30 protein-coding genes are annotated in these 24020 nt (G+C 68.7%); 5 read left to right on the forward strand and 25 right to left on the reverse strand.

Annotation, left to right across the window (positions count from 1 at the left end):
* Positions 1–60: 60 nt before the first annotated feature.
* Positions 61–987 carry an RNA polymerase sigma factor RpoH gene (gene rpoH, locus EOINJALH_RS25275; protein WP_088285384.1) on the forward strand — a complete coding sequence of 309 codons (927 nt, stop codon included), beginning with the start codon at positions 61–63 and terminating at the stop codon, positions 985–987.
* Positions 988–1042: 55 nt separating this feature from the next.
* Here rpoH and EOINJALH_RS25280 read toward each other — a convergent pair whose 3' ends face one another.
* Genes EOINJALH_RS25280 through EOINJALH_RS25300 form a run of 5 tightly spaced genes read right to left on the reverse strand, consistent with a single transcriptional unit; the run spans position 1043 to position 5102 of the window.
* Entirely contained in the window at positions 1043–1669 is a 627-nt protein-coding gene (locus tag EOINJALH_RS25280) for an SCO family protein (protein ID WP_088285386.1), read from the reverse strand.
* Positions 1657–2562 (reverse strand): heme o synthase, encoded by a 906-nt coding sequence (gene cyoE, locus EOINJALH_RS25285; protein ID WP_088285490.1) that lies wholly within the window; start codon positions 2560–2562, stop codon positions 1657–1659. Before cyoE ends, EOINJALH_RS25280 begins: the two co-directional genes overlap by 13 nt.
* Before the next feature lie 7 nt (positions 2563–2569).
* The gene (locus EOINJALH_RS25290) at positions 2570–3715 is read right to left on the reverse strand and encodes a heme A synthase (RefSeq protein WP_088285388.1); all 1146 of its coding nucleotides are present in this window, start codon (positions 3713–3715) and stop codon (positions 2570–2572) included.
* A 6-nt stretch (positions 3716–3721) separates the two neighbouring features.
* Positions 3722–4396: a hypothetical protein gene (locus EOINJALH_RS25295; RefSeq protein ID WP_088285390.1), complete on the reverse strand. Its 675-nt coding sequence runs from the start codon at positions 4394–4396 to the stop codon at positions 3722–3724.
* On the reverse strand, positions 4380–5102 hold the full coding sequence (locus EOINJALH_RS25300; protein WP_088285392.1) for an SURF1 family protein: 723 nt from the start codon (positions 5100–5102) through the stop codon (positions 4380–4382). Before EOINJALH_RS25300 ends, EOINJALH_RS25295 begins: the two co-directional genes overlap by 17 nt.
* A 68-nt stretch (positions 5103–5170) precedes the next feature.
* Here EOINJALH_RS25300 and EOINJALH_RS25305 point away from each other — a divergent pair, with 68 nt between their 5' ends.
* Positions 5171–5392, forward strand: a complete 222-nt coding sequence (locus EOINJALH_RS25305; RefSeq protein WP_088285394.1) for a twin transmembrane helix small protein — start codon at positions 5171–5173, stop codon at positions 5390–5392.
* Positions 5393–5463: 71 nt separating this feature from the next.
* Here EOINJALH_RS25305 and EOINJALH_RS25310 read toward each other — a convergent pair whose 3' ends face one another.
* From EOINJALH_RS25310 to EOINJALH_RS25340, 8 genes are all read right to left on the reverse strand, one after another.
* Positions 5464–6348, reverse strand: a complete 885-nt coding sequence (locus tag EOINJALH_RS25310; RefSeq protein WP_088285396.1) for a cytochrome c oxidase subunit 3 — start codon at positions 6346–6348, stop codon at positions 5464–5466.
* A gap of 57 nt (positions 6349–6405) precedes the next feature.
* Positions 6406–6636, reverse strand: a complete 231-nt coding sequence (locus EOINJALH_RS25315; RefSeq protein ID WP_088285398.1) for a DUF2970 domain-containing protein — start codon at positions 6634–6636, stop codon at positions 6406–6408.
* On the reverse strand, positions 6633–7256 hold the full coding sequence (locus EOINJALH_RS25320) for a cytochrome c oxidase assembly protein (RefSeq protein WP_234414030.1): 624 nt from the start codon (positions 7254–7256) through the stop codon (positions 6633–6635). The genes EOINJALH_RS25315 and EOINJALH_RS25320 overlap by 4 nt, the downstream gene beginning before the upstream one ends.
* A gap of 8 nt (positions 7257–7264) precedes the next feature.
* Positions 7265–7384 carry a cytochrome oxidase small assembly protein gene (locus tag EOINJALH_RS32030; RefSeq protein WP_234414039.1) on the reverse strand — a complete coding sequence of 40 codons (120 nt, stop codon included), beginning with the start codon at positions 7382–7384 and terminating at the stop codon, positions 7265–7267.
* Between the two features lie 14 nt (positions 7385–7398).
* Positions 7399–9015 carry a cytochrome c oxidase subunit I gene (ctaD, locus tag EOINJALH_RS25325; protein WP_088285400.1) on the reverse strand — a complete coding sequence of 539 codons (1617 nt, stop codon included), beginning with the start codon at positions 9013–9015 and terminating at the stop codon, positions 7399–7401.
* A gap of 34 nt (positions 9016–9049) precedes the next feature.
* Positions 9050–10213: a cytochrome c oxidase subunit II gene (coxB, locus tag EOINJALH_RS25330; protein WP_088285402.1), complete on the reverse strand. Its 1164-nt coding sequence runs from the start codon at positions 10211–10213 to the stop codon at positions 9050–9052.
* An 8-nt stretch (positions 10214–10221) separates the two neighbouring features.
* Positions 10222–10806 carry a DUF2244 domain-containing protein gene (locus tag EOINJALH_RS25335; protein WP_088285404.1) on the reverse strand — a complete coding sequence of 195 codons (585 nt, stop codon included), beginning with the start codon at positions 10804–10806 and terminating at the stop codon, positions 10222–10224.
* 130 nt (positions 10807–10936) lie between these two features.
* Positions 10937–11887 (reverse strand): methyltransferase domain-containing protein, encoded by a 951-nt coding sequence (locus EOINJALH_RS25340; protein WP_234414031.1) that lies wholly within the window; start codon positions 11885–11887, stop codon positions 10937–10939.
* Positions 11888–12152: 265 nt separating this feature from the next.
* Here EOINJALH_RS25340 and EOINJALH_RS33005 point away from each other — a divergent pair, with 265 nt between their 5' ends.
* Both EOINJALH_RS33005 and EOINJALH_RS25350 read left to right on the forward strand, forming a co-directional pair.
* On the forward strand, positions 12153–12617 hold the full coding sequence (locus tag EOINJALH_RS33005) for a ComF family protein (protein ID WP_234414032.1): 465 nt from the start codon (positions 12153–12155) through the stop codon (positions 12615–12617).
* A gap of 29 nt (positions 12618–12646) precedes the next feature.
* Positions 12647–13117 carry a tRNA (cytidine(34)-2'-O)-methyltransferase gene (locus EOINJALH_RS25350; protein ID WP_088285410.1) on the forward strand — a complete coding sequence of 157 codons (471 nt, stop codon included), beginning with the start codon at positions 12647–12649 and terminating at the stop codon, positions 13115–13117.
* Between the two features lie 24 nt (positions 13118–13141).
* Here EOINJALH_RS25350 and EOINJALH_RS25355 read toward each other — a convergent pair whose 3' ends face one another.
* From EOINJALH_RS25355 to EOINJALH_RS25370, 4 genes are all read right to left on the reverse strand, one after another.
* Positions 13142–14125: an NAD(P)H-dependent glycerol-3-phosphate dehydrogenase gene (locus EOINJALH_RS25355; protein WP_088285412.1), complete on the reverse strand. Its 984-nt coding sequence runs from the start codon at positions 14123–14125 to the stop codon at positions 13142–13144.
* 13 nt (positions 14126–14138) lie between these two features.
* Entirely contained in the window at positions 14139–14606 is a 468-nt protein-coding gene (gene secB / locus EOINJALH_RS25360; protein ID WP_088285414.1) for a protein-export chaperone SecB, read from the reverse strand.
* Positions 14607–14787: 181 nt separating this feature from the next.
* The gene (grxC, locus tag EOINJALH_RS25365; RefSeq protein ID WP_088285416.1) at positions 14788–15048 is read right to left on the reverse strand and encodes a glutaredoxin 3; all 261 of its coding nucleotides are present in this window, start codon (positions 15046–15048) and stop codon (positions 14788–14790) included.
* 92 nt (positions 15049–15140) lie between these two features.
* Complete coding sequence (locus EOINJALH_RS25370; protein WP_404872797.1) at positions 15141–15635, reverse strand: rhodanese-like domain-containing protein; 495 nt, start codon at positions 15633–15635, stop codon at positions 15141–15143.
* On the opposite strand from EOINJALH_RS25370, the gene gpmA reads away from it, so the two are divergent.
* The gene (gene gpmA / locus EOINJALH_RS25375; RefSeq protein ID WP_088285494.1) at positions 15634–16377 is read left to right on the forward strand and encodes a 2,3-diphosphoglycerate-dependent phosphoglycerate mutase; all 744 of its coding nucleotides are present in this window, start codon (positions 15634–15636) and stop codon (positions 16375–16377) included. The genes EOINJALH_RS25370 and gpmA overlap by 2 nt on opposite strands.
* A 55-nt stretch (positions 16378–16432) precedes the next feature.
* Here gpmA and EOINJALH_RS25380 read toward each other — a convergent pair whose 3' ends face one another.
* The 8 genes from EOINJALH_RS25380 to ruvX form a co-directional block, all read right to left on the reverse strand.
* Positions 16433–17554, reverse strand: coding sequence for an HD domain-containing phosphohydrolase (locus tag EOINJALH_RS25380; protein WP_088285420.1), 1122 nt, complete (start codon positions 17552–17554; stop codon positions 16433–16435).
* 94 nt (positions 17555–17648) lie between these two features.
* Entirely contained in the window at positions 17649–18530 is an 882-nt protein-coding gene (locus EOINJALH_RS25385) for a ribose-phosphate diphosphokinase (RefSeq protein ID WP_088285422.1), read from the reverse strand.
* On the reverse strand, positions 18527–20080 hold the full coding sequence (locus EOINJALH_RS25390; RefSeq protein WP_088285424.1) for a thymidine phosphorylase family protein: 1554 nt from the start codon (positions 20078–20080) through the stop codon (positions 18527–18529). The genes EOINJALH_RS25385 and EOINJALH_RS25390 overlap by 4 nt, the downstream gene beginning before the upstream one ends.
* Positions 20081–20089: 9 nt before the next feature.
* On the reverse strand, positions 20090–20839 hold the full coding sequence (locus tag EOINJALH_RS25395; RefSeq protein ID WP_088285426.1) for a 1-acyl-sn-glycerol-3-phosphate acyltransferase: 750 nt from the start codon (positions 20837–20839) through the stop codon (positions 20090–20092).
* Positions 20840–20847: 8 nt separating this feature from the next.
* Positions 20848–22155 (reverse strand): dihydroorotase, encoded by a 1308-nt coding sequence (locus tag EOINJALH_RS25400; protein ID WP_088285428.1) that lies wholly within the window; start codon positions 22153–22155, stop codon positions 20848–20850.
* Positions 22152–23114: an aspartate carbamoyltransferase catalytic subunit gene (locus EOINJALH_RS25405; RefSeq protein ID WP_088285430.1), complete on the reverse strand. Its 963-nt coding sequence runs from the start codon at positions 23112–23114 to the stop codon at positions 22152–22154. Before EOINJALH_RS25405 ends, EOINJALH_RS25400 begins: the two co-directional genes overlap by 4 nt.
* Entirely contained in the window at positions 23114–23617 is a 504-nt protein-coding gene (pyrR, locus tag EOINJALH_RS25410; RefSeq protein ID WP_088285432.1) for a bifunctional pyr operon transcriptional regulator/uracil phosphoribosyltransferase PyrR, read from the reverse strand. Before pyrR ends, EOINJALH_RS25405 begins: the two co-directional genes overlap by 1 nt.
* Positions 23614–24006, reverse strand: a complete 393-nt coding sequence (gene ruvX / locus EOINJALH_RS25415) for a Holliday junction resolvase RuvX (RefSeq protein ID WP_088285434.1) — start codon at positions 24004–24006, stop codon at positions 23614–23616. The genes pyrR and ruvX overlap by 4 nt, the downstream gene beginning before the upstream one ends.
* Positions 24007–24020: the final 14 nt, after the last annotated feature.

The raw sequence follows: 24020 nt of genomic DNA on the forward strand, positions 1-24020 counted from the left end.
ATCTTAGCCGAGTGCTAATATTTGTGGAACCAACCCCAGGAATGCCGGTCAGAACCCACCATGTCACTGTCCACAACCACTGCGCTGTCCCTCCGTGATCCCTGGGCCCTGGTCCCCTCGCTGGGCAACCTCGATGCGTACATTTCAGCCGTCCATCGGCTGCCGATGCTGTCGCAGGAAGAAGAAACATCCCTTGCCCGCCGGCTTCGCGACCAAGGCGACGTGGCGGCCGCCGGGCAGATGGTGTTGTCGCACCTGAGGTTGGTGGTGTCGGTGTCTCGGCAGTACCTGGGCTATGGGCTGCCCCACGGCGACCTCATCCAGGAGGGCAACGTCGGCCTGATGAAGGCCGTCAAGCGCTTCGACCCGGAGCAAGGGGTGCGGCTGGTGAGTTACGCGCTGCACTGGATCAAGGCCGAGATCCACGAATACATCCTGCGCAACTGGCGCATGGTCAAGGTGGCCACGACCAAGGCGCAGCGCAAGCTGTTCTTCAATTTGCGCTCCAAGAAGCAAAGCTTCAAGGGCGAGGCCGACGATGCCAACCTGCATCGCAGCACGCTGTCGCCGGCCGAGATCGAGCGGATGGCCGAGGATTTGAACGTCAAGCCGTCCGAAGTCATCGAGATGGAAACCCGGATGTCGGGTGGCGATGTGGCGCTCGAACCGCAAGTCGACGATGGCGAGGAGAGCTTTGCGCCGATCGCCTACCTGGCCGACGAAAGTTCGGAACCGACCCGCGTGATCGAGTCGCGTCGGCGCGATGCCTTGTCGGGCGACGGCTTGTATCAGGCGTTGGAAGTGCTGGACGCGCGCAGCCGGCGCATCGTCGAAGAGCGTTGGCTGAAGGTCAACGACGACGCCTCGGGCGGCATGACGCTGCACGAACTGGCGGCCGAGTACGGCGTGAGTGCCGAGCGAATCCGTCAGATCGAGGTGGCGGCCATGAAGAAGATGCGCAAGTCGCTGGAAACCGTCGCGGCTTGAGCCGGTGCCCGGGCCGCTGGGTTGGGGCTCGGGCGAGCCCCAGTGACCGCGACGCTCAGGCGGCTTCCGACAGCAGCGCCTTCAGGTCATCGGTGAGGGCCTTGCGGCCGGTGCCGTAGCGCGTGAAGAGGCGAATCTTGCCTTTTGCATCGAAGACATACGAGCCGGCCGTGTGGTCGACGGTGTAGCTGCTGTCCGTCTTGCCCGGCACCTTGTTGTAGAACACCTTGAATTCGCGAGCGACCTCCTTGGTCTGCTCAGGCGTGCCGCGCAGCCCGACGATGTCGGGCCCAAAGTTGGCGGCATATTCCTTCAGCAGGGGCGCCGTGTCGCGCTCGGGATCGACGGTCACGAAGATGCCCTGCACCCTGGCACCATCCGCGCCCAGTCCACGCTTGACTTCGGCCAGTTCGGCCATCGTGGTCGGGCAGACGTCCGGGCATTGCGTGTAGCCGAAGAAGACCACCACCACCTTGCCCTTGTAGTCGGCCAGCGTACGCGTCGCGCCATTGCCATCGGTGAGCGTGAAGCCCCGCGCATACTCTGCGCCAGTGATGTCGACCGCATTGAAGGCACGCGGCGCTCCCACGGACAACCCCTTGCCATCGCAGCCCGCCAGGGCCGCGCTGGAGATCGCAACGAGACCGAGCAGACGTCGGCGAGAGAGGGTCAGTGGAGCCATGGCATCAGGTAGTGGTCGGCGAGCAGCGCCGCGAACAGCAGCGACAGGTAGAGGATGGAATAACGGAACGTGCGCCGGGCCAGTGCGTCGCTGTATTCGCGCCACAGCATCACACCGTAGGCGATGAACACGAGCCCCAGCACGACGGCCGAAGCCAGGTACAGCCAGCCGCTCATGCCGGTGATGAACGGCAGCAGCGTGGCGGCGAAGAGTACCAGCGTGTAGAGCAGCACATTGAGCCGGGTGAAGTCGGATCCGTGCGTCACCGGCAGCATGGGAAGGCCAGACTTGCGATAGTCCTCGACGCGGTACAGCGCCAGGGCCCAGAAGTGCGGCGGTGTCCACAGGAAGATGATCAGGCACATCATCAACGCCTCGGGCCCGACCTCGCCACGGATGGCCGCCCACCCCAGCACCGGCGGCATCGCGCCCGAGGCCCCGCCGATGACGATGTTCTGCGGTGTCAATGGCTTGAGCACGACCGTGTACACCACGGCGTAGCCCACGAAGGTGGCGAAGGTGAGCCACATGGTCAGCGGGTTGACCAGCAGGTACAGCACCACGCTGCCGCTCAGACCCAGCACGCCGGAAAAGACCAGGGCCTGGGTGTTCGACAACTGCCCCTTGGCCGTGGGCCGCCACGCGGTGCGCGCCATCTTGCGATCGATGTGCTGCTCGACCAGGCAGTTAAACGCAGCCGCTGCGCTGGCCACCAGCCAGATGCCGACGGTGGCGGCGGCCGCCACCCGCAGGTCGGGCAGGCCCGGGACGGCCAGCAACATGCCGATGACCGCGCAGAAGACGATCAACTGCACCACGCGTGGCTTGGTCAGGGCCATGTACTGTGACCAGGCAGAACCCGTCTTGGCCGGGGTGGCGATCGTCTGTGTCATCGACATCTCAGATTCTATGGACTGGGCGACCCACGCCCGCGAGCGGCGATGGGCAGGCCGATGAGCCCGCCCGGACCCGGGACGACAGCGACACCAGCACCGCCACCAGGGCCGCCGCCCCGGCGCTGTGGGCCAGCGCAGCGACGATGGGCCACCCCAGCACGACGTTCGACAAGCCACTGCCCACCTGAGCCAGCATCAGCACCAGCAGGACGATGCCGAATCGGCGGCCCTCGGCGCTGCCACAACGCCACAGGGCACGCACCAGCGCCCCCAACGCCAGCACCGCCACCAGCGCGAAAAGCCGATGGGCCATGTGGATGGCCACCAGCGCATCGAAGCTGAGCAAGGCGCCGTGCCCGGCGCGCCCCAGTTCGCGCAACACGGTGAAGCCCTCGGCCGGCGCCATGGGCGGCCACCAATGGCCATTGCAGGTGGGAAAGCCACTGCAGGCCAGCACCGCATAGTTGGTGCTGACCCAGCCGCCGAGCAACACCTGAACCATCAGCAGGGCCAGGACGCCCAGCACCGCCCCGCGCGACACCGGCACGGCACTGGACCGCGCCCGGAACGACTCATGCTGCAAGACCAGCAGACCCAGCAGCACCAGGCCACCCAACAGGTGCAAGGTCACCACCGCCGGATACAGCTTCAGCGTGACGGTGTACTTGCCGAACAGGCCCTGGACGATCACCCAGACCAACGTGGCCGTCGGCCACCATGGTGAATGCGGCAAGGCTGCACGCTGTCGCCAACCGAGACCAGCGGCGACCAGGATCAGGGCCCCGACGACCATCGCCAGGTAGCGGTGGGTCATCTCGATCCATGCCTTGGTGGTGGTCACCGGGCCGGTGGGCATCGCCGCCTCTGCGGCGGCGATGTCCGATCGTGCGCCGAGCGGGCTCGCCTGCCCGTAGCAGCCGGGCCAGTCGGGACAGCCCAACCCGGAATCGGTGAGCCTGGTGAAGGCGCCAAAGGCGATCAGATCGAAGGTCAGGAACAGCGTGATCGCGGTCAACGCGGCCAGTCGGGCCCGGGCATCGGCGCCACGCTGGCGCCCCCACCACCAGGCCAGTGGCACCAGCGCCGCCAGGGCCGCGACGGCCAGCAGCTTCAACAGGGCCGGCAGGCCCGCCATCGCGGCACCAGTCATGTCGGATCAACGGCCTGGCAGATCCCAGCTGGCGCTGGCACGGAGCAGGCGCTCGAGGTCGCGCTTGACGCGCGTCGGGTCGGCCTGCGCCGGCACACGCATCATCCATTCGCCCATCGGGTCGACAAGGTAGAGGTGGTCCTCGAGGCGCTGCCCGTCGGCCGGCCGCAGCCAGGCCGCCACGGTGTCGCGCGGCAAGCGCAGGATGGTCATGCCGGGTGAGCCCTGCAAGGCCGAACGCAGCGCAGGTCGCACGGGCGCGTCGTCCACCACCAGCCAGACCTTGTCGATGCGGGAACGCTCTCGCCCGGTCATCTCGCGCAGTTGCCGCTGCATGAACAGGCGCTGCTCGCAGGCCTCGGCGCAGGCACCACCGTCCACCGCCACCAGCAACCACTGGCCCTTCAACGAGCGCAGTTCCACAGGGCGCCCTTCGAGATCGCCCGCCAGCGCGGCCGGCGTACCCACCGTCGGCTGGATCAGCGTGCCATAGGCACTGCCACCGCCGCCGGGCCGGATGACGAAGTAAGTGAAGTAGCTGGCGATCACCGGCGCCGCGCAGACCAGCAGGACGGCGATCATCTTGAGGCGCCCACTCGTCGTGCGCTGGCGCTGCAGCATCTGCTGTGGCGACGGCATCGAGTGCACGGTCAGGCCGAGTGGTTCACTGGGTTCGGGCATTTCGGGGACGGAGGAGTTGGAACCAGACATACAGGCCGATGATCAGGGCACACAGCGCGAACCACTGGAAGGCATAGCCATGGTGCTTTCCGACACCGAGGGCCGGCGCCAGCCACTGGCGGCGAAGGCCGTCGTCGGGCGCATCAGGGGCGTCGAGTTGCTGGACCGAGAACGGCCGCAACGGCAGACCGATCTCGCGCGAGAAATCCGTCAGATCCAGATTCTGCCGGATGGGGCCTGAGGCTGCCGTGTCGAACTCGTACAACTTGGAGGGCGAGGGGGCCATCCGGCCGATCACCACCACCGCGCCGTCGGCGCGTGGCAAGGGCTGCAGGCGGGTGCGGTCGGTCGGATCCCGAGGCATCCAGCCACGTTGCACCAGCACATGGTCCCCGGGGGACAACTGCAGCGGCGTCACGACGAAAAAGCCAGGCACGCCGTTCATCTGACGGTTCTCGAGGAACACGGTGTGAGCGTGCAGCCAATGGCCGGTCACGACAACCCGCCGATGCAACTGGCCCGTCACTTCGGCAGCGTTGCGAGGCAACTCGGCCGGCGCCAAGGCCGGCATGGCGCCGCGCTGCTCGAGCTGCGTTGCCAGGTCGACCTTCTGCGCGGCGCGGTCGAGTTGCCATAAGCCCAGTCTGGCCGTGAGCGCCGCCGAAAGCAGCGCGACCACGGCCACGGCCCAGCGCGAACGGATCATCGGGGAGCGCTCCGACCGTTCACCACGGTATGCCAGCGGCGCGGCGGCTCGCCGGATAATCCAGGCCGATGAAGACCTTCATCGTGCTCGCGCTGGTCCTCGTGCTGGCGGCTCTGGCCAGTGCGGGGCTGTTCATGTTGCGCAAGGGCAATGACACCGCGGGGCGCGACGCACGCATGGCACGCGCGCTCGCCTGGCGGGTGGGCTTGTCCATCGCCTTGTTCCTGTTCGTGCTGCTGAGCTGGCGCATGGGCTGGATCCAGCCCACCGGGCTGCCCATCGTCCGCTGACGAAGGCTCCCGGGTCGCCAAAGCAAAGACGCCGCGCGAGGCGGCGTCTGCTGGAGTGTCGAGGCTGCCGATCAGAGCCAGTAGACCAGGAAGTACAGGCCCAGCCACACGACGTCGACGAAGTGCCAGTACCAGGCGGCGCCCTCGAAACCGAAGTGCCGCTGTGGCGTGAAGTGGCCCTTCATCAGGCGCAGGGTGATGAACAGCAGCATCAGCATGCCGATGAACACGTGGAAACCGTGGAAGCCGGTGAGCATGAAGAACGTGGAGCCGAAGATGCCAGAACTGAGCTTGAGGTTCAGGTCGCTGTAGGCATGCGCGTACTCGTAGCCCTGCACGAACAGGAAGGTCAGGCCCAGCGCCACGGTGATCCACATCCAGGCGATGGTCTTGGCGCGCTTGTTGGCGATCAGCGCATGGTGGGCGATGGTCAGGGTGAGGCCGGAGGTGAGCAGCAACCCGGTGTTGATGGTGGGCAGCCAGAACGGGCCCATGGTGGCGAACGGCTCCACGGTGCCGGCAGGCGACGCGGTGAGGCCACCGCCCGCGCTCGGCCAGATGGCCTTGAAGTCGGGCCAGAGGATCTGGTGATCGAGGTTGCCCAGCATCGGCAGCGTGTGGACCCGCGCCCAGTACAAGGCGCCGAAAAACGCCGCGAAGAACATCACCTCGGAGAAGATGAACCAACTCATGCTCCAGCGGAACGACACGTCGATGCGCTCGGAATACATGCCGCCTTCGCTCTCGGCGATCGCCTCCCGGAACCAGACGAACAGCGTGGACAGCAGGATCAGCATGCCCACGAGCAGGGACCACGCACCCCAGCCGTGGCCATTGACCCATTGGCCGGCACCGAGCACCACGAAGAACAGGCCGAACGCGGCCATGGCCGGGTGCCTGGACGGGCTTGGCACGTAGTAGTAGGGCGTTGACCCGTGATGCGTCGCTGCGGACATCTTGTGTGCTCTCCTCGAAACCGAAAGTTGAATTTGGTGGAACCGGGATTCGGTGGGCTAGGTGGCCACGCCACTGCCGACCACCCACTTGACGAGCAGGATCAGCGACAGCACGAACAGCGCCGCCCCAATCAGGCCCGCGATGATCACGTGCACCGGGTTGAGCCGTGCCACGTCGTTCTCGAGGTCGGTCGATCGGCGCACACCGAAGAACGACCAGGCCACGGCCTTCATCGTCTGCAATGGCGAAGCCTTGCGGCCGGCAGCGGACTTGAGGTCGCCGCTCATGAGTTGGGCTCCGCCGCCAGGACCGACACAGACTTCGGAGCGGGCGGCACCTTGCCACCCACCTCGAAGAAGGTGTACGAGAGCGTGATGGTCGTGACGTCCTTGGGCAGCTTGGCGTCCACGTAGAACACCACTGGCCACTGCTTGCTTTCGCCGGGCTTCAAGATGTATTCGTTGAAGCAGAAGCACTCGAGCTTGTTGAAGTGCGGTGAGGCCTGTTGCGGCGCATAACTGGGGATGGCCTGAGCGGCCATCGTGCGGTCCTGGCGGTTGCGGAACTCGTACATGACCGTGGCCAACTCGCCCGGGTGCACCTGCACCGAGCTCATCGCGGGCTTGAAATCCCAGGGCCCCCGTGCGTTGGCATCGAACTCGACAGTGATCTTGCGCGAGTAGTCGACCTGCGTGTTGGCACTGCGCTCGCGCGTGCCCGACATGCCGGGCGACGTGAGCTTCTCGCTCAGGCTCAGCACGTTGATGCCGAGCGCCGTGCAGATGGCCCGGTACATCGGCACCAGCGCATACCCGAAGCCGAACATCAGGCCGGCGATCAGGATGAGCTTGCCGAGCATGCGACGGTTGTCCCGCCGCAGGCCGATGAGCATCTTCTGCAGTGGCATCGCGGGCTTCAGCGGCCGAACAGCACGATCTTGGCCACAAAACCGAGGCCCAGCACCAGGGCCACGGACGCCAGCACCAACGCCAGCTTCACGTTGGCCTTGCGCTGTCGTTCGTCCGGCCCGGTCATGGTGCGCAGATCGTTCAAGCGATCACCTTGGTGGCCGATGCGTTGAGCTTGGGCGGGTTCTCGAAGGTGTGGAACGGCGCCGGCGACGGCACTTCCCATTCCAGGCCTTCGGCGCCTTCCCAAGGCTTCTGCGGTGCCTTCTGGCCCTGGCCGCGCATCATCGGCACCACCACGAAAACGAAGAAGTACACCTGCATCAGGCCGAAGCCGAAGGCACCGACCGAGGCCAGGGCGTTGAAGTCGGCGAACTGCATGGGGTAATCGGCATAGCGGCGCGGCATGCCGGCCAGCCCGAGGAAGTGCATCGGGAAGAAGGTGACGTTGAAGGTGATCAGCGAGCCCCAGAAGTGGATCTTGCCGCGGGTCTCGGAATACATGACGCCGGTCCACTTCGGGCCCCAGTAGTAGACGCCCGCGAACAGGGCGAACAGCGAGCCCGCCACCAACACATAGTGGAAGTGGGCGACGACGTAGTAGGTGTCCTGCAACTGGATGTCGATCGGCGCCATGGCCAGGATCAGGCCGGTGAAGCCGCCGATGGTGAACACGAAGATGAAGCCCACGGCCCACAGCATCGGGGTCTCGAAGGTCATCGAGCCGCGCCACATCGTGGCCACCCAGTTGAAGATCTTCACGCCCGTGGGCACGGCGATCAGCATGGTGGCGTACATGAAGAACAGCTGGCCGGTCACCGGCATGCCGGTGACGTACATGTGGTGCGCCCAGACGATGAACGACAGGATGGCGATCGACGCGGTGGCATAGACCATCGAGGTGTAGCCGAACAGGCGCTTGCGGGCGAACGCCGGCACGATGGCGCTGACGATGCCGAAGGCCGGCAGGATCATGATGTAGACCTCGGGGTGCCCGAAGAACCAGAAGATGTGCTGGTACATGATCGGGTCGCCACCGCCCGCGGGCGTGAAGAAGCTGGTGCCGAAATGACGGTCGGTCAGGGTCATCGTGATGGCGCCGGCCAGCACGGGCATCACGGCGATCAGCAGGTAGGCCGTGATCAGCCAGGTCCAGGCGAACAGCGGCATGCGCATCAGCGTCATGCCGGGCGCGCGCATGTTGAGGATGGTGACGATGATGTTGATCGAGCCCATGATCGAACTGGCGCCCATGATGTGCATCGCGAAGATGCCGGCATCCATGCTGGGGCCCATCTGCAGCGTCAGCGGCGCATAGAGCGTCCAGCCCGCGGCGGGTGCGCCGCCCGGCATGAAGAACGAACCGGCCAGCATCAGCGCGGCGGGGATCAGCAGCCAGAAGCTGAAGTTGTTCATGCGCGCGAAGGCCATGTCGGACGCGCCGATCTGCAGCGGGATCATCCAGTTCGCGAAGCCCACGAAGGCCGGCATGATGGCGCCGAACACCATGATCAGCCCGTGCATCGTGGTGAACGAGTTGAACAGTTCGGGGTTGAAGAACTGCAGGCCCGGCTGGAACAGTTCGGCGCGGATGCACAGCGCCAGGATGCCGCCGATCATCAGCATCGTGAACGAGAACAACAGGTACATCGTGCCGATGTCCTTGTGGTTCGTCGCGAAGACCCAGCGCCGCCAGCCGTGCAGCGGGCCGTGGTGGTGATCGTCGTGGTGGTCGGGGTGGTCGAGGACGGCGCTCATGGGCGGTGCCTTTCAGCGATCTTGTTCGGGTGAATCACTTGCGCGCGGCGACGATGTCGGCGGGCTGGACGATCTGGCCGGTCTTGTTGGACCAGGAGTTCTTGGCGTAGGAGATCACCGCGGCAAGCTCGGTGTCCGACAGCGCCTTCCAGGCCGGCATCGCACCGTTCAGTCGGCCATTGAGCAGCACATCGATCGCCTTGGCCTTGTCGGCATCGGTGACGAGCGCCGAGCCGTCCAGCGCCTTGATCGGGCCGGCGCCCTTGCCGTCGGGCTTGTGGCAGACCGCACAGTTGGCGCTATAGACCTTTTCGCCGCGGGCGACGATCTCCTCGAGCTTCCAGACCTTGGTCGGGTCATCCGCCTTGGCGGCCAGTTCCTTCTTCTTGCCTTCGACCCACTTGGTGTAGTCCGCTTGCGAGACCACCTTGACGTGGATGGGCATGTAGGCGTGCTCCTTGCCGCAGAGCTCGGCACACTGGCCGTAGAAGTCGCCGGTCTTGTCGGCGCGGAACCAGGTGTCGCGCACGAAGCCCGGGATCGCGTCCTGCTTCACGGCGAAGGCCGGCACCATCCACGCATGGATCACGTCGTTGGCCGTCGTGATGATGCGGATCTTGCGGTCCACCGGCACGACCAGCGGGTTGTCCACCTTCAGCAGGTAGTCGTCGCCCGCGGGCTTGCCGGCATCGGACATCTGCCGCTGTGCGACATCGAGCGTGGCCAGGAAGCCGATGCCCTCGCCCTCGCCCTTGAGGTAGTCGTAGCCCCACTTCCACTGGTAGCCGGTGGCCTTGATGGTGACGTCCGCATTGCTGGTGTCCTTCATGGCCACGACGGTCTTGGTGGCGGCCAGGCCCATGACCACGACGATCACGAAGGGCACGATCGTCCAGGCGATCTCGACCGCCACGCTCTCGTGGAAGTTGGCCGACTTGTGGCCCACCGACTTGCGGTGCTTGAGGATGGAATAGAACATCACGCCGAACACGGCGATGAAGATCACGAGGCAGACGATCAGCATGAAGCTGTGCAGCCCCTGAACCTCGGCCCCGATCTTGGTGGCAGCCGGATGCAGGTCGATCTGGTTGCGGGCGGGACCGCCCGGCAGATCGTTGACCGCCATCGCGGTGGTTGCGGCTGCCGCCGCGGCCAGAGCCAGCACACCCTTGCCGGCCCGTTGCCAAATCGTCTTCATGGTTGTCGTCATGCTTGATGTCCGTGGTCCAAATCGTGTTCGCCGGCTGTTCTCGCCAGGCTCAATGCGCGACGCAGTTCGTCGGCCAGTTCGACCCGCAGTTCAGGGCGGATGTGACGCCCGACCTTGACGCTGCGACCTTGGCCGGACAGCTCGACCAGCGAGCCATCCGCCCCAGCCGGTTCGACACGCACCCATTCGGCCCGAAAGGATGCGCGGTCGACATGGGCCCCGCAGTGGTGCTCGACCGCAAGCTCGCGATCGGCCAAGGTGATGAGTTCGCGGTCGCCCGTGTGCCGTGCAACGAACAACAGCGCGACGCCCGCAGCGGCCAGTTCGATGCCCGTGAACACCATGACGGCGCCGACGCCCTGCCACCAGAAGCTTGTGGCCACGGCCAGCGACACGACGCACAACACCGCATAGGACAGCAGCAGCTGGCGCGGGCTCATGGAGACGTTGCGCTTGAGTTCGAAGCGCCAGCCCCGGCCTCGCCCCGCCTGTGCGGCCATCTCCCGAGCAAATCGCCAGCCCACATCACGGCACCCTGAACGGGGTGCCGGCCAGGGGCTGGGGGCGAAAGTGGTGTTCATGTCCGAGTGGGCGTCCGCATGCACTGTAGGGGATCTCGGCCCCGAACTGACTCGGGACAAAGACCGAGTAGGAACCGGCTGGCCGGTGCCGAATGCATGAGCTGGATCAACCGATGATTCTAGCGGAGTGTTATGAGCGATCCGGACCGGCCCGGGGTTTCCGAAGTGATGAGCGAACCTCTTCCACCGAGATCGTGACGGGTTCCCCGCGTCGAGCGCGTGGCTTGACCTTCACGGCATGGCCGTAGACCAGCTCGAAGCTCATGCGGATGCGCCCCTCGGCGTCCACCCGGCGGGCCAGCGCAGCCAGCAATCGGTCGCGCCAGCGCGGGGTGCGCAGACCGGGCGGGCGCGACCCGTCGAGTTGGGCCCCCATCGACCGCAGCTCGGCCAGCAAGGCCTGGGGCGACGACCAGGTCAAGACCAGGTGCTCCTGGTCCATCACCGGATCGGCGAAGCCGGCGTGCACCAGCGCATCGCCGATGTCGTGCATGTCGGTGAACGGCGCGTGTGGCGGCGCCCAACCCTCCTCGGCGTAAAGCTCGCGCAGCTCCAGCAAGGTGTCCGGCCCAAAGGTCGAGAACATCAGGAAGCCGTCGATGTCGAGCGCGGCCTGCCAGCGCGCCATCGTCGCCGAAGGGTCCGGGCTCGCATGCAGCACCATGTTGGCCCACAGCAACTGCGCCTGCCCGGCGGGCACCTCCGGTTCGAGGTGGAAGGCCTGTGCATCGCCCGGTCGGGCTCCGATCGACCACCAGGGCCGACGTTGGCTGCGCCGGCTGGCCTCGAGCAGGGCCGACGTTGGCTCGACGACGCGCCGCGCTGCCTTTGGCAGCACCTGCGCCACCGCGTTGGCGCTGCCGCCCTGATGGCCCCACCAATCGAGCCAGTCGCGCGGGGCCTCGCGGATCAGGGGCAGGCGCTCGGCCATGCGCCGGGCCGTCTCCTGGTGCAGCCATGGCGCCTGCTCTGCACGCGACAGCCGGGCCAGCAGGCGGTTCAGCGATGCCGCATGCACGCGGGACGGTGGCTCGGCTGTAGACGGCATGGCCGGGCAGTATATTGAGGCGATGACGGGCACCTCGCCAACTCGCGCCGCAGGGGCGTCCCATCGCCGGCCGTGGCGCTGGGCCACGTTGCCGCGAACCTGCGAGCTGTGCGGCGCCTGGGGACCGGCGTCGATCTGCGAGGCCTGCGTGGCGCGATTCGCGGCGCCACAACCGCGTTGCCCATGTTGCGCCCTGCCCTGCCCCGGCGATCAGGTCTGCGGCGAATGCCTTCGGCAGCGGCCTCTCCAGGACCGCACCCTGGCGGCGGTGGACTATGCTTTTCCGTGGGATCGCCTGGTGACGCGGTTCAAGTACCAGGCTCAGCCCGAACTGGCAACCTGCCTGGCCGAGCTGATGGTCGATGCGATGGGGGCCAGCGGTGCCTCGGGTACCGACACGGTCCTGGTGCCCATGCCATCGAGCGCCTCGCGGCTGCGTGAGCGGGGATTCAACCAGGCCTGGGAACTGGCTCGCCGCGTCGGCGCCCGGCTCGGGCTGGACACCGACGTCGACGGGCTGCGGCGTTGGCGCGACACACCGCACCAGGTGGGGCTGTCGCGCCCCGCACGCGACGCCAACCTGCGCGACGCGCTGTGGATGCCGCCGGACGCCGCTCGGCGGCTGCACGGCCGCTGCGTGGCGGTGGTCGACGACGTGATGACCACGGGCGCCTCCGCCAACGCGGCCGCCCACGCGCTGCGGCAGGCCGGGGTCGCGCAGGTGCAGGTGTGGGTGCTGGCACGGGCACCCCGGCCAGATTGACGGCACCGCGCAGGCCCACAATCCGGGCCATGTTCAACATCGTCCTGGTGCACCCCGAGATCCCGCCGAACACCGGCAACGTGATCCGGCTGGCGGCCAACACGGGCTGCCAACTGCACCTGGTCGAGCCTCTGGGCTTCTCGATGGAGGACAAGCTGCTGCGGCGCGCCGGCCTCGACTACCACGAGTGCGCGTCCGTGAAGCGGCATGCCTCGTGGCAGGCGCTGCTGGACGCCGAGCGCCCGCCGAGCCACCGCACCTTCGGCTTCACCACCCGGGGCAGCCGGTCGTTTGCCGACGTGCGCTATGCACCGGGCGATTGGCTGGTGTTCGGCGGCGAATCGACCGGGCTGCCGACCGATTTGCGAGATGGCCTGGCCGACGAGCAGCGCCTGCGACTGCCGATGCGTCCCGGCCAGCGCAGCTTGAACCTCAGCAATGCGGTGGCCGTGGCCGTGTTCGAGGCATGGCGGCAATGCGGGTGGGAAGGCGCCGCTTGACGCGCGGCACTATCGCGCGGGCGGTCAGTCGATTTCCGACCGCGACTCGCGCGCCATCAGGGCCTGCAGCGCCTGCCCCGGCGAACTGCGGCCGTCCAGCACCGACATCACCGCCTCGGTGATCGGCATCTCCACCCCCAGCGCGCGGGCACGCTGCAGCACCGTGGGGGCGCTGTACACGCCTTCGGCCACATGGCCCAGGCGCTCGAGGATGGCCGGCAGCGCCAGGCCGGTGGCCAGCATCAGGCCCACGCGGCGGTTGCGCGACAGGTCGCCCGTCGCGGTGAGCACCAGGTCGCCCAGGCCCGACAGCCCCATCAAGGTGGACGGTTGCGCGCCCAGCGCGGTGGCCAGGCGGGTCATCTCGGCCAGGCCGCGGGTGACGAGGGCCGCGCGGGCGTTCTGCCCGAGCGACAGGCCGTCGGCGATGCCGGTGGCGATGGCCATCACGTTCTTGACCGCACCGCCCACCTCGACACCCACCGGATCGGCCGACGAGTACACGCGCACCACCGGCCCGTGGAAGGCCTGCACCATGCGGGTGGCCAGGTCGGCATCGTCGCTGGCGGCCACCAACGCGGTGGGCCGCCCCTGGGCCACTTCCAGCGCGAAGCTGGGGCCCGACAGCACGCCGTTGGCCGCACCGGGCCGAAGCTCGCGGGCGATCTCATGGCCGAGCGCCCCGCTGCCGGCCTCGAAGCCCTTGCACAGCCAGCAGGCCGGGGTGTGCGCGGGCATCACGGCCAGCAGGGCGCGCAGGCCCGCCATCGGCGTGGCGACGACCAGCAGGCCGCCTTCGCCCCAGGCCAGCGCCTCGGCAAGATCCGCCGTCAGCGTGAGCGATGCCGGCAGCGCGACCTCGGGCAGGTAGCGCTCGTTGACGCCGCCCCGGCGCATGGCCTCGACTTGATCGGCGTCACGGCCCCAGAGCATCAGCCCATGGCGGGGCGCGGCGGCGATCGCCAGGGCCGTGCCCCACGCACCGGCGCCCAGGACGGCGATGCGCATGGCCGGGCAACGATCAGTTCGGTGCCGACAGGCTGCCGTTGCCGGCAGCGGCGGCCTGGGCCTGCTGGGCCTCGAACATGGCCTGGAAGTTGACCTCGGTCAGCACGATCGGCGGGAAGCCCGCGCGGGTGCACACGTCGGACACGATGGCACGCAGGTAGGGGTAGATCATCTGCGGGCACACCATGCCCAGGATGCCTTGCAGCTGGTCCTGCGGGATGTTGCGGATCTCGAAGATGCCGGCCTGCTTGGCCTCGATCAGGAACACCGTGCGGTCCTTGATCTGGGTGGTGATGGTGGCAGTGACGGTGACCTCGTAGACGCCCTCGGCGATGCTGCCGGCACCCATCTGCAGGTTGATGTCGACCTGGGGTTGCTGCTGCTCCAGCAGGATCTGCGGCGAGTTGGGCTGCTCGAGCGACAGGTCCTTGAGGTACATGCGCTGGATCTGGAACACGGGGTTGTCGTCTTGGTCGGCCATGGTGGGTGGTGCGCGGGCAGCGGCTGGAAGGAAAGAAAAACCCGCGACCGGCAAGGGTGCGGGCTGGTGGAGCCTGAGATTATCTCGCAGCGCCTGTGACCGGGGCCTGCGGCAAAAGCACGCGCCGGCGGACAAGGTGCGTCGTCTGCCACGGGCAGGCCGCCCGCGGCCCCGGGCGCGCTCAGGAGGCTTGCAGCAGAGGCGCCAGACCGCCGCTGCGATCGAGCGCGATCAGGTCGTCGCAGCCCCCGACATGGGTGGAGCCGATGAAGATCTGCGGCACCGTGCGCCGACCGGTGGCCTCGATCATGCGGTCGCGCTCGGCCGGGTCGAGATCGATGCGGATCTCGTCGATCTGCTCCACGCCACGCTGCTTGAGCAGGGCCTTGGCCCGCAGGCAGAAGGGGCAGACCTGGGTCGTGTACATGCGGACGGCGTTCATGGTGGCACGTTCAGTGGTCAAACCGACATTGTGGCGTGAGGGCAAGCCCCGCGCAGGCGTGCGCCTTCAGGCCAGCGCCCAGGCGTGCACCGTCAGGCCGACTTCCTGTCGACCGGCAGGCCGGCCTCGCGCCAGGCGGCCAGGCCGCCGCCGACGGCGATGGCGTTCTCGTAGCCCGCCTTGCGCAACAGGCCGGCAGCGCGGCCGGCACGGGCGCCGCTCGGGCACATCAACACCAGCGGCAGCGCCTTGTTGCTGGGCAGGTCCTTCGAACCTTCCAATGAACCCAGCGGGATGTTGCGTGAACCCGTCGCGTGCGCGGCGGCGAACTCCGCCGGCTCGGCCACGTCGATCAGCACCGCCTTCTCGCGGTTGATCAGCCGCACCGCCTCGGCGGTGCCGATGGAGCCCGCCTGGCTCTTCTGCAGCGTCTGCCACAGCAGCAGGCCACCGGACGTGGCGGCCATCAGGATGAGCATCCAGTTGTCGATGATGAATTTCACAGGTGGGCAGCCAGGGACGGAAAGGGCCCGAATTATAGAATTCGAGGTTGCCCAGCCCATGACCACGTCCACGATCCCGACCATGCACAAGCTCGTCCTCATCCGCCACGGCGAATCCACCTGGAATCTCGAGAACCGATTCACCGGCTGGACCGATGTCGAGCTCACGCCCACCGGCGTGGCCCAGGCTCAGGAGGCCGGCCGCCTGCTCAAGGCCGGTGGCTTCGAGTTCGACGTGGCCTACACCTCGGTGCTCAAGCGCGCGATCTGGACGCTGTGGCACACCCTCGACCAGATGGACCGCACCTGGCTGCCGGTGGTCAACGACTGGCGGCTCAACGAGCGCCACTACGGCGCGCTGCAAGGCCTGAACAAGGCCGAGACCGCGAAGAAGTTCGGTGACGAGCAGGTGCTGGTCTGGCGCCGCAGCTACGACACGCCGCCGCCTGCGCTGGAGCCGGGCGACCCGCGCAGCGAACGCAGCGACCGGCGCTACGAGAAGCTCGCACCCGGCCAGGTGCCGCTGACCGAGTGCCTGAAGGACACCGTGGCGCGCGTGCTGCCATGCTGGGACGAGGTGCTGGCGCCGGCCATCCGCGGCGGGCAGCGCGTGCTGATTGCCGCGCATGGCAACTCGATCCGCGCGCTGGTGAAGTACCTCGACGACATGAGCGACGCCGACATCGTCGGGCTGAACATCCCCAACGGCGTGCCGCTGGTGTACGACCTGGACGCAGACCTGAAGCCGATCGGCCGCCGCTACCTCGGCGACCCCGAGGCGGTGGCGCGCGCCGCGGCCGCCGTGGCCAACCAGGGCAAGGCCTGAGCATCCCGCCGATGGGCCCGCTCGGGCCGGCCTCGCGGCGCCCGAAAGCGCTCGCTCACTCGACCAGGCCGTAAAGCCGCTCCGGCAACAGTCGCTGCATCATGGCCTTGTCCACCGCCAGGGCCTTGATGGCGTAGCCAGGCTGCGCGGTGTCGCGACGTTGGGTGTTGACCACGGGCATGCCCTTCCGGTCGGTGATCGCCGCCGCCAGTGGCGTGTGCGCCGTGGCGCCACGCCGAATGACCACCGCCAGTTCGCCGGAAGCCAACTGCACGAAGTTGCCCGGTGGGTAGATGCCGTACTCCTTGATGATGGCCGCCGCCGCCGGGCTGCCCTTGGCCTCGCTGAACATCTGCCGCGCCGCGTCCTGGATCGACAGCGCAGCCCGTTCGACCCGCGGGCTGATCTTGGCCATGAACACGTCGGCCAGGCGCAGGGCGTCGGCCAGTTCGCCGATCTGCATCAGATTGGCCGGATAGCCGCCGCCACCGGGGTGCTCGTGGTGCTGCAGCACCGCCTCGAGCCAGGCCTCATCGTCGACACCGGCGGCACGCAGCTGCTCGACCGCCTGCTCCGGATGGGCGCGGATCTGCGCCCGCTGGGCCTCGCCGAGGCGCCCCAGCGCCGCGAAGCGACCTTGCACGTCGATGATCGACAGGTTCATCGTGAGCGCAGCCTTGACCAGCGTGCGGGTGCGCTCGGGCGCCCAGCCGATGCGCAGGGCCATCAACTGGCACAGCAGCGCCGTGTGCAGGGCATGGGTGAGGCCATACAGGCTCAGCCGCCGCTCGTCCTGGCGCACCGAGAGGTAGATGGCGATGTCGGGATCGCGCGTCACCAGGGCCATCAGCTGGCCGGCGAACTCGTCGCAGCGGGCGGGGAAACCGGGCTCGGTGCCGATGCCGCGGAGCAGGCGGTCGAGTCGCCAGACGATCTGCTCCCACAGGTCGAACAAGGTGAGCTTCTGGCGATCGGCCTCGTACTTTCGCCCTTCCTTCAGGGCCTTGACCTCATCGAGGTCAACGAAGATGCCGCGGGAGAGCAGCGCCTCGAGCTGCAGCTCGCTGCCGACCATCTGGCCTCGGGCGAGCAGCAGCTTGCCTCGCTCGTCGCGGATGCCAAAGGGCAGCGGTTCGCCCAGCTTCACCTGGTTGGACACCAGCTTGAGCAGGTCCATTGCCAACGCGGTCTCCTGAATCGGGCCGGTGCTTCGACCGAAGCCCCGACTCTAGGGTCGGCCCGCCGCGGCAACAAGCGTGCAAACGATCGGATCAGAGTTGCCCGACGGCCTCGGCGAGCAGCCCGGCCAGCGGCACCACCGACGTGACGTGCGGCACCGCATCGGTGCTCCACACGTGGCGCGCACCCGCCCGCCTCAACTCGGCCAGCGCGTCGCCGACAAACAAGGCATGCGTCACCGCCACGTCCACGCTGGCCGCGCCGGCGCGCAGACTGGCGGTGCAGGCCTCGATCAGCGTTCGGCCGGTGCTGGCCACGTCGTCCATCAGCACCACGTGGCGGCCGGCCAGGTCGACGTCCGGCAGCACGACCCGAACGTCGTGGTCGCCGAAACGCTGCTTGCGGCACACCGCGTGCTCGATGCCGTGCAGACGACCGGCCTCGCCCACCCACTGCGCGGACTCTTCGTCCGGCCCAAGCAGCAGCGGCCGCGGCACCTGCTGCGCCACCCATTCGCCGAGCAACGACGCCGCACTGACCGCGCGCGTGCGGCAGCCCGGCATCACCTCGTCCAGGCTGGCGATGCGGTGCAGGTGCGGATCGACCGTGACCAGCGCGTCGACGCAGCGGGCCAGCAGGCCGGCGATGTGGCGCTGGCTCACCGCCTCACCCGGATGGAAGGCAATGTCCTGCCGCATGTAGGCCAGGTAGGGGCTGACGAGCGCGATCTCGCGGGCCCCCAGCGCCCGCGCCGCCGGCACGGCGATGACGATCTCGACCAGCTTGTCGTTGGGTTGGTGCAGGCCCCTGAGCAGCAGCACCGTCGGCGGCAACTCTGGCGGCAGCTGCAGGCGCAACTCGCCGTCGGGGAAGCGGTGGCGTGTGACCTCGGCCCACGGCACGTCCAGCGCCGCTGCCAGGGCCTGGGCCTGGGGACGCTCGTCGTCGAAGGCCAGCACCACCCCGGGCCTCATGCCGCCTCCGCTTCGCCAGGGCGGTCGCCGTCGTGCGCCGTGCCCAGTCGATAGCCGCTGTCCTTCCGGGCCAGGTCGCGCGCAAACCGCAGGTCGGTCTCGTACTGCGCGTGCAGCCGGTACAGTGCCTGGCCAGCCGCCACGCTGTCGCCCACCTTGACCAGCAGGTCGACGCCGGCACCGGGCACCTGCGGCGCGCCGGCCAGCCGCGCGATGCGGGCCAGCCGCAGGTTGTCGATGGACTGCACGGTGCCGCCCGCCTCCGCCAGCACCTCGTGCGTCATCTCGCCGAGGGCCGGTGGCTGGGTACGGCGCCCCTGGGCCTCGATGATGGCCTGCATCTGCGCCAGCGCGCGGCCCGATTCGAGGATGTCTCGGGCGATGCGCCAGCCGTCGCCACCGCGCACGTCGGGGTCGAACTCGATCATGCGGCCGGCCAGCAACAGGGCCTTCTGGCGCAGGTCGGCCGGCGCCGCCGGGTCGTTGCGCAGCACGCGCATCACGTCGCGCGCCTCCAGCACCGGGCCGATGCCCGAGCCGATGGGCTGGCTGCCGTCGCTGATGACCGCGTCGAGTTGCAGGTTCAAGCGCCCGGCGACGAATTCGAACAGCTTCTTCAGCCGCTGCGCCTCGGCCATCGAACGCACCTTGGCGCTGGGCCCCATCGGGATGTCGAGCACCAGGTGGGTGGAGCCGGCGGCGATCTTCTTCGACAGGATCGAGGCCACCATCTGGCCCGGCGAATCGAGCGCCAGCGGCCGTTCGACCGAAATCAGGATGTCGTCGGCCGGCGACAGGTCGGCCGTGCCGCCCCAGGCCAGGCAGCCGTTGGTCTCGCGCACGATGGCGGCCAGCTTCTCGAAGGGCAGCGCCACCTCCGCCAGCACCTCCATCGTGTCTGCCGTGCCGGCGGGTGAGGTGATGGCGCGCGACGAAGTCTTGGGGCACAGCATGCCGTGGGCGGTGACGATGGGCACCACCAGCATCGAGGTGCGGTTGCCCGGGATGCCGCCGATGCAGTGCTTGTCGACCACCGGGCCGCCGCGCACCTGGGTGCCCCAGTCGAGCCGGCGGCCGACCGAGATCATGGCCTCGGTGAGGTGCCACACCTCGTCGCGGTCGAGCCCGGTCTGGTGCGTGGCGACGACGAAGGCCGCCAGCTCGATCTTGGAATAACGCGCTTGCGCCACATCCTGGATCAGGGCGAACAGGTCGGCGCGGTCGAGGCGCTCGCCGGCGATCTTGCGGTGCAAGGCCGCGATCGAGGCCGGCGCCTCGGCATGGGCCACCTGCACGTCGTGGCCCTCGGCCACCTGCAGCCGTGCGAACGCATCCTCCGACAGGCCCAGTTCGCAGGCTTCGACGATGCGGTCGTCGTCGACGACGTTGAGCACCGCGGCGATGGTCTTGCCGTTGGCCCGCACCGCCACCTTGGCCAGCGCCTGGAAGCCGGCAGCACGCACCACGGGGCAGTTGCGGTGCAGGTAGGCGACGTTCTCGCGCCAGGTGTCGATGCCGACGCGGCGGATGCGCAGCGCGGGGGTGTCCATGGCCCGACTCTACGCCGTCCCGGGCCCCTGCCCGGCAACGCCTGCGATCAGTTCCCGCAGGTGCTCGGCCAGCGCGCGCCTGTCGGCATGCACCGAGGCCACCGGCGGCAGGGCCACCACGCGGACGACCACGCCCTGGGCGCCGGCGATGTCCCACAGGCTGCGCACGAGCGTGGTGTCACCGACCCAGCCGACCGTCGGGCTGGTGGCATGGCCCGGCTCGCGGTAGTGCAGGCACACCGGCTGCACGGGGGTGCCGGTGGCGATGGCGGCCTGCAGCAGGTTGGCATGGAAGGGCAGCAGCGCGCGCCCATCCCCGGTGGTGCCCTCCGGGAACACGCCGACGGTGTGGCCGGCCGTCAGCGCCTCGGCCATCTGGTGCACCACGCGCAGCGCGTCGCGCTTGCGCTCGCGCTCGATGAACAGCGTGCCGGCCGAGGCGACCAGCCAGCCCAGCAGGGGCCAGTGCTTCACGTCGGCCTTGGAGACGAAGCGGGCCTGAGGGCACACCGCGTGGATGGCCAGGATGTCCAGCCACGACACGTGGTTGGACACCAGCAGCGACGCGCCGGGCCGGTACAGGCCCTGCGACTCGACCCGGATGCCCAGCAGGCGCAGCAGCTTGCCGGCCCACCAGGCGATGCGCGCATGCCGGCCGGCGTCGTCGAGCCGCGGAAAGGCCAGGGCCACCACGGCCATGCCGTGCAGCACGTGCACCACCGTGCGCGCCAGGCGCCACAGCGCGATCGGGCCGCGCATGCCGGGGGTCAGCGGGCCTGGTGGGCCAGCGTGCCGGCCACCAGTGTGGCCTTCACCCGGCCGGGCAGGGCCATGCCGGTGGCGTCGAACGCGAACGGCGTGTGGCGCCCCTGGCTGCGCAACTGATCGGGGGCCACCGACCAGGTGGTGGCGGGGTCGAACACGCACACGTCGGCCACGCCGCCCTCGACCAGCCGGCCGGCGCTGGACACCAGCGAGCCCAGCGCATCGCCGAGCACGCGCACGGGCTCGCTGGTCACCCTGGACAGCGTGGCGGGCAGCGACAGACCGGCATCGGCGCCCCACTTCAGCGCCAGGCTCAGCAGCAGTTCCAGGCCCGTGGCGCCCGGCTCGGCCTCGCCGAAGGGCAGGTTCTTGGCATCGGCATCCACCGGCGTGTGGTCGGACACCAGCGCATCGATGGTGCCGTCGGCCAGCGCCGACCGCAGCGCCTCGCGATCGGCGCCCTGGCGCAGCGGCGGCGTCAGGCGCATCGCGGGGTTGAAGAAGCCGATGTCGACGTCGGTGAGGTGCAGCGAGTTGATGCTCACGTCGGCCGTGATCGGCAGGCCTTCGGCCTTGGCCTGGCGCACCAGGGCCACGCCGGCGGCGCTGGACAGGCGGCACAGGTGCACGCGCGCGCCGGTGGCGCGCACCAGTTCGATGATGGTCTGCAGCGCGATGGTCTCGGCGGCCACCGGCACGCCCGACAGGCCCAGGCGCGTGGCCACCGCCCCGCTGGCCGCCACGCCCTTGCCCAGCCAGCCGTCCTGGGGCCGCAGCCAGACGGCATAACCGAAGGTCGACGCGTACTGCAGGGCGCGCATCAGCACCTGCGTGTCGCGCACCGCCACCTCGGCCTGCGAGAAGCCCACGCAGCCGGCGGCGGTGAGCTCGGCCATCTCGGTGAGCACTTCGCCGGCCAGGCCACGGGTCAACGCGCCCAGCGGGAACAGCCGGCACCGCGACAGCTTGCGGGCGCGGAACTTGAGCATCTCCACCAGGCCCGGCTCGTCGAGCGTCGGGTCGGTGTCGGGCGGGCAGACGAGGCTGGTGACGCCGCCCGCGGCGGCCGCATTGAGCTCGGACTCGAGCATGCCTTCGTGCTCGTGCCCCGGCTCGCGCAGGCGCGCGGCGAGGTCGACCAGGCCGGGCGCGACGACACAGCCTGTCGCGTCGATGGTGCGGTCGGCCGCGAACTCGCTGCCCACGCTGCCGATGCCGACGATGCGGCCGCCGGCAATGGCCAGGTCGGCGCGCTCGTCGCGGCCGGAAGCGGGGTCGACCACGCGGCCGTTGCGGATGAGGATCTTCATGCGTCGTTCCCGGCAATGATCGACATCACGGCCATGCGCACCGCGATGCCGAAGGTCACCTGCGGCAGGATCACGCTGTGCGAGCCGTCGGCGACCGATGAATCGATCTCCACGCCGCGGTTGATCGGCCCGGGGTGCATCACGATGGCGTCGGGCTTGGCCAGCGCCAGCTTGTCGAGGTCGAGCCCGTACTTCATCGAGAACTCGCCGGCACTGGGCAGCATGGCGCCGCTCATGCGCTCGTTCTGCAGGCGCAGCATGATCACGACGTCGGCGTCGCGGATGCCCTCGGCCATGTCGTGGCACACGCGCACGCCCATCGAACGCAGGTCGCCGGGCACCAGGGTCTTGGGGCCGACCGCGCGGATGTCGGGCACGCCCAGCGTGGTGAGGGCATGGATGTCGGAGCGCGCCACGCGCGAATGCACGATGTCGCCGACGATGGCCACCGACAGCTGCGTGAAGTCGCGCTTGAAGTGCCGGATGGTGTACATGTCGAGCAGGCCCTGCGTGGGGTGCGCATGGCGGCCGTCGCCGGCATTGACCACGTGCACGTGCGGCGCGCAGTGCTGGGCGATCAGGTAGGGCGCCCCGCTCTCGCTGTGGCGCACCACGAACATGTCGGCGTGCATGGCCGACAAGTTGGCGATGGTGTCGAGCAGGCTCTCGCCCTTGGCCGCGCTGGACTTGGCGATGTCGAGGTTGAGCACGTCGGCCGACAGGCGCTTGGCGGCGATCTCGAAGGTGGTGCGCGTTCGCGTGCTGTTCTCGAAGAACAGGTTGAACACGCTCTTGCCGCGCAGCAGCGGCACCTTCTTGACCTCGCGGTCGTTGACCGACAGGAAGGTGCCCGCCGTGTCGAGGATGTGCGTGACGACGTCGCGCGGCAGGCCCTCGATGGACAGCAGGTGGATCAGCTCGCCCTGGCGGTTGAGCTGCGGGTTGCGGCGGTTCAGCATCAGCCGTGCTCCTTCACCGTGAAGCTGAAGCGGCCGTCATCGCCGCGGGCCAGCGCCAGCTTCTGCCCCGGCGGCAACGCGATCTTGGCGGCGGCGAAGGCGGGCTGGATGGGCAGCTCGCGGCCGCCCCGGTCGACCAGCACCGCCAGCGTCACGCTGGCCGGCCGGCCGAAGTCGTACAGCTCGTTGAGCACCGCGCGGATGGTGCGGCCGGTGAACAGCACGTCGTCGAGCAGCAGGATGTGCGCGCCATCGACCGCGAACGGGATCTTGGTGGCGCCGGTGCCGCTGGCCAGGCCGCGCTCGCTGAAATCGTCGCGGTGCAGCGCGCTGGAGATCACGCCCGGCTTGCCAGGCAGGTGCAGGTCGGCATGCAGCCGCTCGGCCAGCCAGGCGCCGCCCGACCAGATGCCCAGCAAGGCCATCTCGGGCCGCCACAGGCTGCGCACGCCGGCCAGCAGTTCGGTGTAAAGCGCCTCGGCATCCAGGGTCAGGGTCGTCATGGCAGGGTGTTGAGGTACTGGTCGAGGATGATGGCCGCCGACGCGGCATCCACGTCCGCCGCGCCGCTGGCCAGGGCTTCGGTGGTGCTGTAGCGCTCGTCCACCTCGTGCACGGTCAGGCCGAAGCGGCCGTGCAACTGGCGTGCGAACTTGCGGGCGCGCTGCGTATTGTCGTGTGGCGCGCCATCGGGATGGAACGGAATGCCCACCACCAGCGCATCGGGCTGCCATTCGGCGACCAACCGGCCGATGCGCTCGAAGCGCTGTGAGCCTTCTGCGGCGATGGTGGTGAGCGGTGTCGCGCTGCGCAGCAGGCCATTGCCGCTGGCCACGCCCACGCGCTTCACACCGAAATCGAAGGCGAGGTAGGACAGCGGACGGCTCGACACGGGTCAGAGGCGCA

Origin of the sequence: Ideonella sp. A 288 (assembly GCF_002198735.1) — a bacterium.
In the GTDB taxonomy this organism is placed as follows: Bacteria; Pseudomonadota; Gammaproteobacteria; order Burkholderiales; family Burkholderiaceae_C; genus Pseudaquabacterium.

Excerpts from the sequence above, each read along its gene's own strand:
- rpoH (WP_088285384.1), top strand. The coding sequence starts at position 61 with ATGTCACTGTCCACAACCACTGCGCTGTCCCTCCGTGATCCCTGGGCC.
- EOINJALH_RS25280 (WP_088285386.1), bottom strand. The coding sequence starts at position 1,669 with ATGGCTCCACTGACCCTCTCTCGCCGACGTCTGCTCGGTCTCGTTGCG.
- cyoE (WP_088285490.1), bottom strand. The coding sequence starts at position 2,562 with ATGACACAGACGATCGCCACCCCGGCCAAGACGGGTTCTGCCTGGTCA.
- EOINJALH_RS25290 (WP_088285388.1), bottom strand. The coding sequence starts at position 3,715 with ATGACTGGTGCCGCGATGGCGGGCCTGCCGGCCCTGTTGAAGCTGCTG.
- EOINJALH_RS25295 (WP_088285390.1), bottom strand. The coding sequence starts at position 4,396 with ATGCCCGAACCCAGTGAACCACTCGGCCTGACCGTGCACTCGATGCCG.
- EOINJALH_RS25300 (WP_088285392.1), bottom strand. The coding sequence starts at position 5,102 with ATGATCCGTTCGCGCTGGGCCGTGGCCGTGGTCGCGCTGCTTTCGGCG.
- EOINJALH_RS25305 (WP_088285394.1), top strand. The coding sequence starts at position 5,171 with ATGAAGACCTTCATCGTGCTCGCGCTGGTCCTCGTGCTGGCGGCTCTG.
- EOINJALH_RS25310 (WP_088285396.1), bottom strand. The coding sequence starts at position 6,348 with ATGTCCGCAGCGACGCATCACGGGTCAACGCCCTACTACTACGTGCCA.
- EOINJALH_RS25315 (WP_088285398.1), bottom strand. The coding sequence starts at position 6,636 with ATGAGCGGCGACCTCAAGTCCGCTGCCGGCCGCAAGGCTTCGCCATTG.
- EOINJALH_RS25320 (WP_234414030.1), bottom strand. The coding sequence starts at position 7,256 with ATGCCACTGCAGAAGATGCTCATCGGCCTGCGGCGGGACAACCGTCGC.
- EOINJALH_RS32030 (WP_234414039.1), bottom strand. The coding sequence starts at position 7,384 with ATGACCGGGCCGGACGAACGACAGCGCAAGGCCAACGTGAAGCTGGCG.
- ctaD (WP_088285400.1), bottom strand. The coding sequence starts at position 9,015 with ATGAGCGCCGTCCTCGACCACCCCGACCACCACGACGATCACCACCAC.
- coxB (WP_088285402.1), bottom strand. The coding sequence starts at position 10,213 with ATGAAGACGATTTGGCAACGGGCCGGCAAGGGTGTGCTGGCTCTGGCC.
- EOINJALH_RS25335 (WP_088285404.1), bottom strand. The coding sequence starts at position 10,806 with ATGAACACCACTTTCGCCCCCAGCCCCTGGCCGGCACCCCGTTCAGGG.
- EOINJALH_RS25350 (WP_088285410.1), top strand. The coding sequence starts at position 12,647 with ATGTTCAACATCGTCCTGGTGCACCCCGAGATCCCGCCGAACACCGGC.
- EOINJALH_RS25355 (WP_088285412.1), bottom strand. The coding sequence starts at position 14,125 with ATGCGCATCGCCGTCCTGGGCGCCGGTGCGTGGGGCACGGCCCTGGCG.
- secB (WP_088285414.1), bottom strand. The coding sequence starts at position 14,606 with ATGGCCGACCAAGACGACAACCCCGTGTTCCAGATCCAGCGCATGTAC.
- grxC (WP_088285416.1), bottom strand. The coding sequence starts at position 15,048 with ATGAACGCCGTCCGCATGTACACGACCCAGGTCTGCCCCTTCTGCCTG.
- gpmA (WP_088285494.1), top strand. The coding sequence starts at position 15,634 with ATGCACAAGCTCGTCCTCATCCGCCACGGCGAATCCACCTGGAATCTC.
- EOINJALH_RS25370 (WP_404872797.1), bottom strand. The coding sequence starts at position 15,635 with ATGGTCGGGATCGTGGACGTGGTCATGGGCTGGGCAACCTCGAATTCT.
- EOINJALH_RS25380 (WP_088285420.1), bottom strand. The coding sequence starts at position 17,554 with ATGGACCTGCTCAAGCTGGTGTCCAACCAGGTGAAGCTGGGCGAACCG.
- EOINJALH_RS25385 (WP_088285422.1), bottom strand. The coding sequence starts at position 18,530 with ATGAGGCCCGGGGTGGTGCTGGCCTTCGACGACGAGCGTCCCCAGGCC.
- EOINJALH_RS25390 (WP_088285424.1), bottom strand. The coding sequence starts at position 20,080 with ATGGACACCCCCGCGCTGCGCATCCGCCGCGTCGGCATCGACACCTGG.
- EOINJALH_RS25395 (WP_088285426.1), bottom strand. The coding sequence starts at position 20,839 with ATGCGCGGCCCGATCGCGCTGTGGCGCCTGGCGCGCACGGTGGTGCAC.
- EOINJALH_RS25400 (WP_088285428.1), bottom strand. The coding sequence starts at position 22,155 with ATGAAGATCCTCATCCGCAACGGCCGCGTGGTCGACCCCGCTTCCGGC.
- EOINJALH_RS25405 (WP_088285430.1), bottom strand. The coding sequence starts at position 23,114 with ATGCTGAACCGCCGCAACCCGCAGCTCAACCGCCAGGGCGAGCTGATC.
- pyrR (WP_088285432.1), bottom strand. The coding sequence starts at position 23,617 with ATGACGACCCTGACCCTGGATGCCGAGGCGCTTTACACCGAACTGCTG.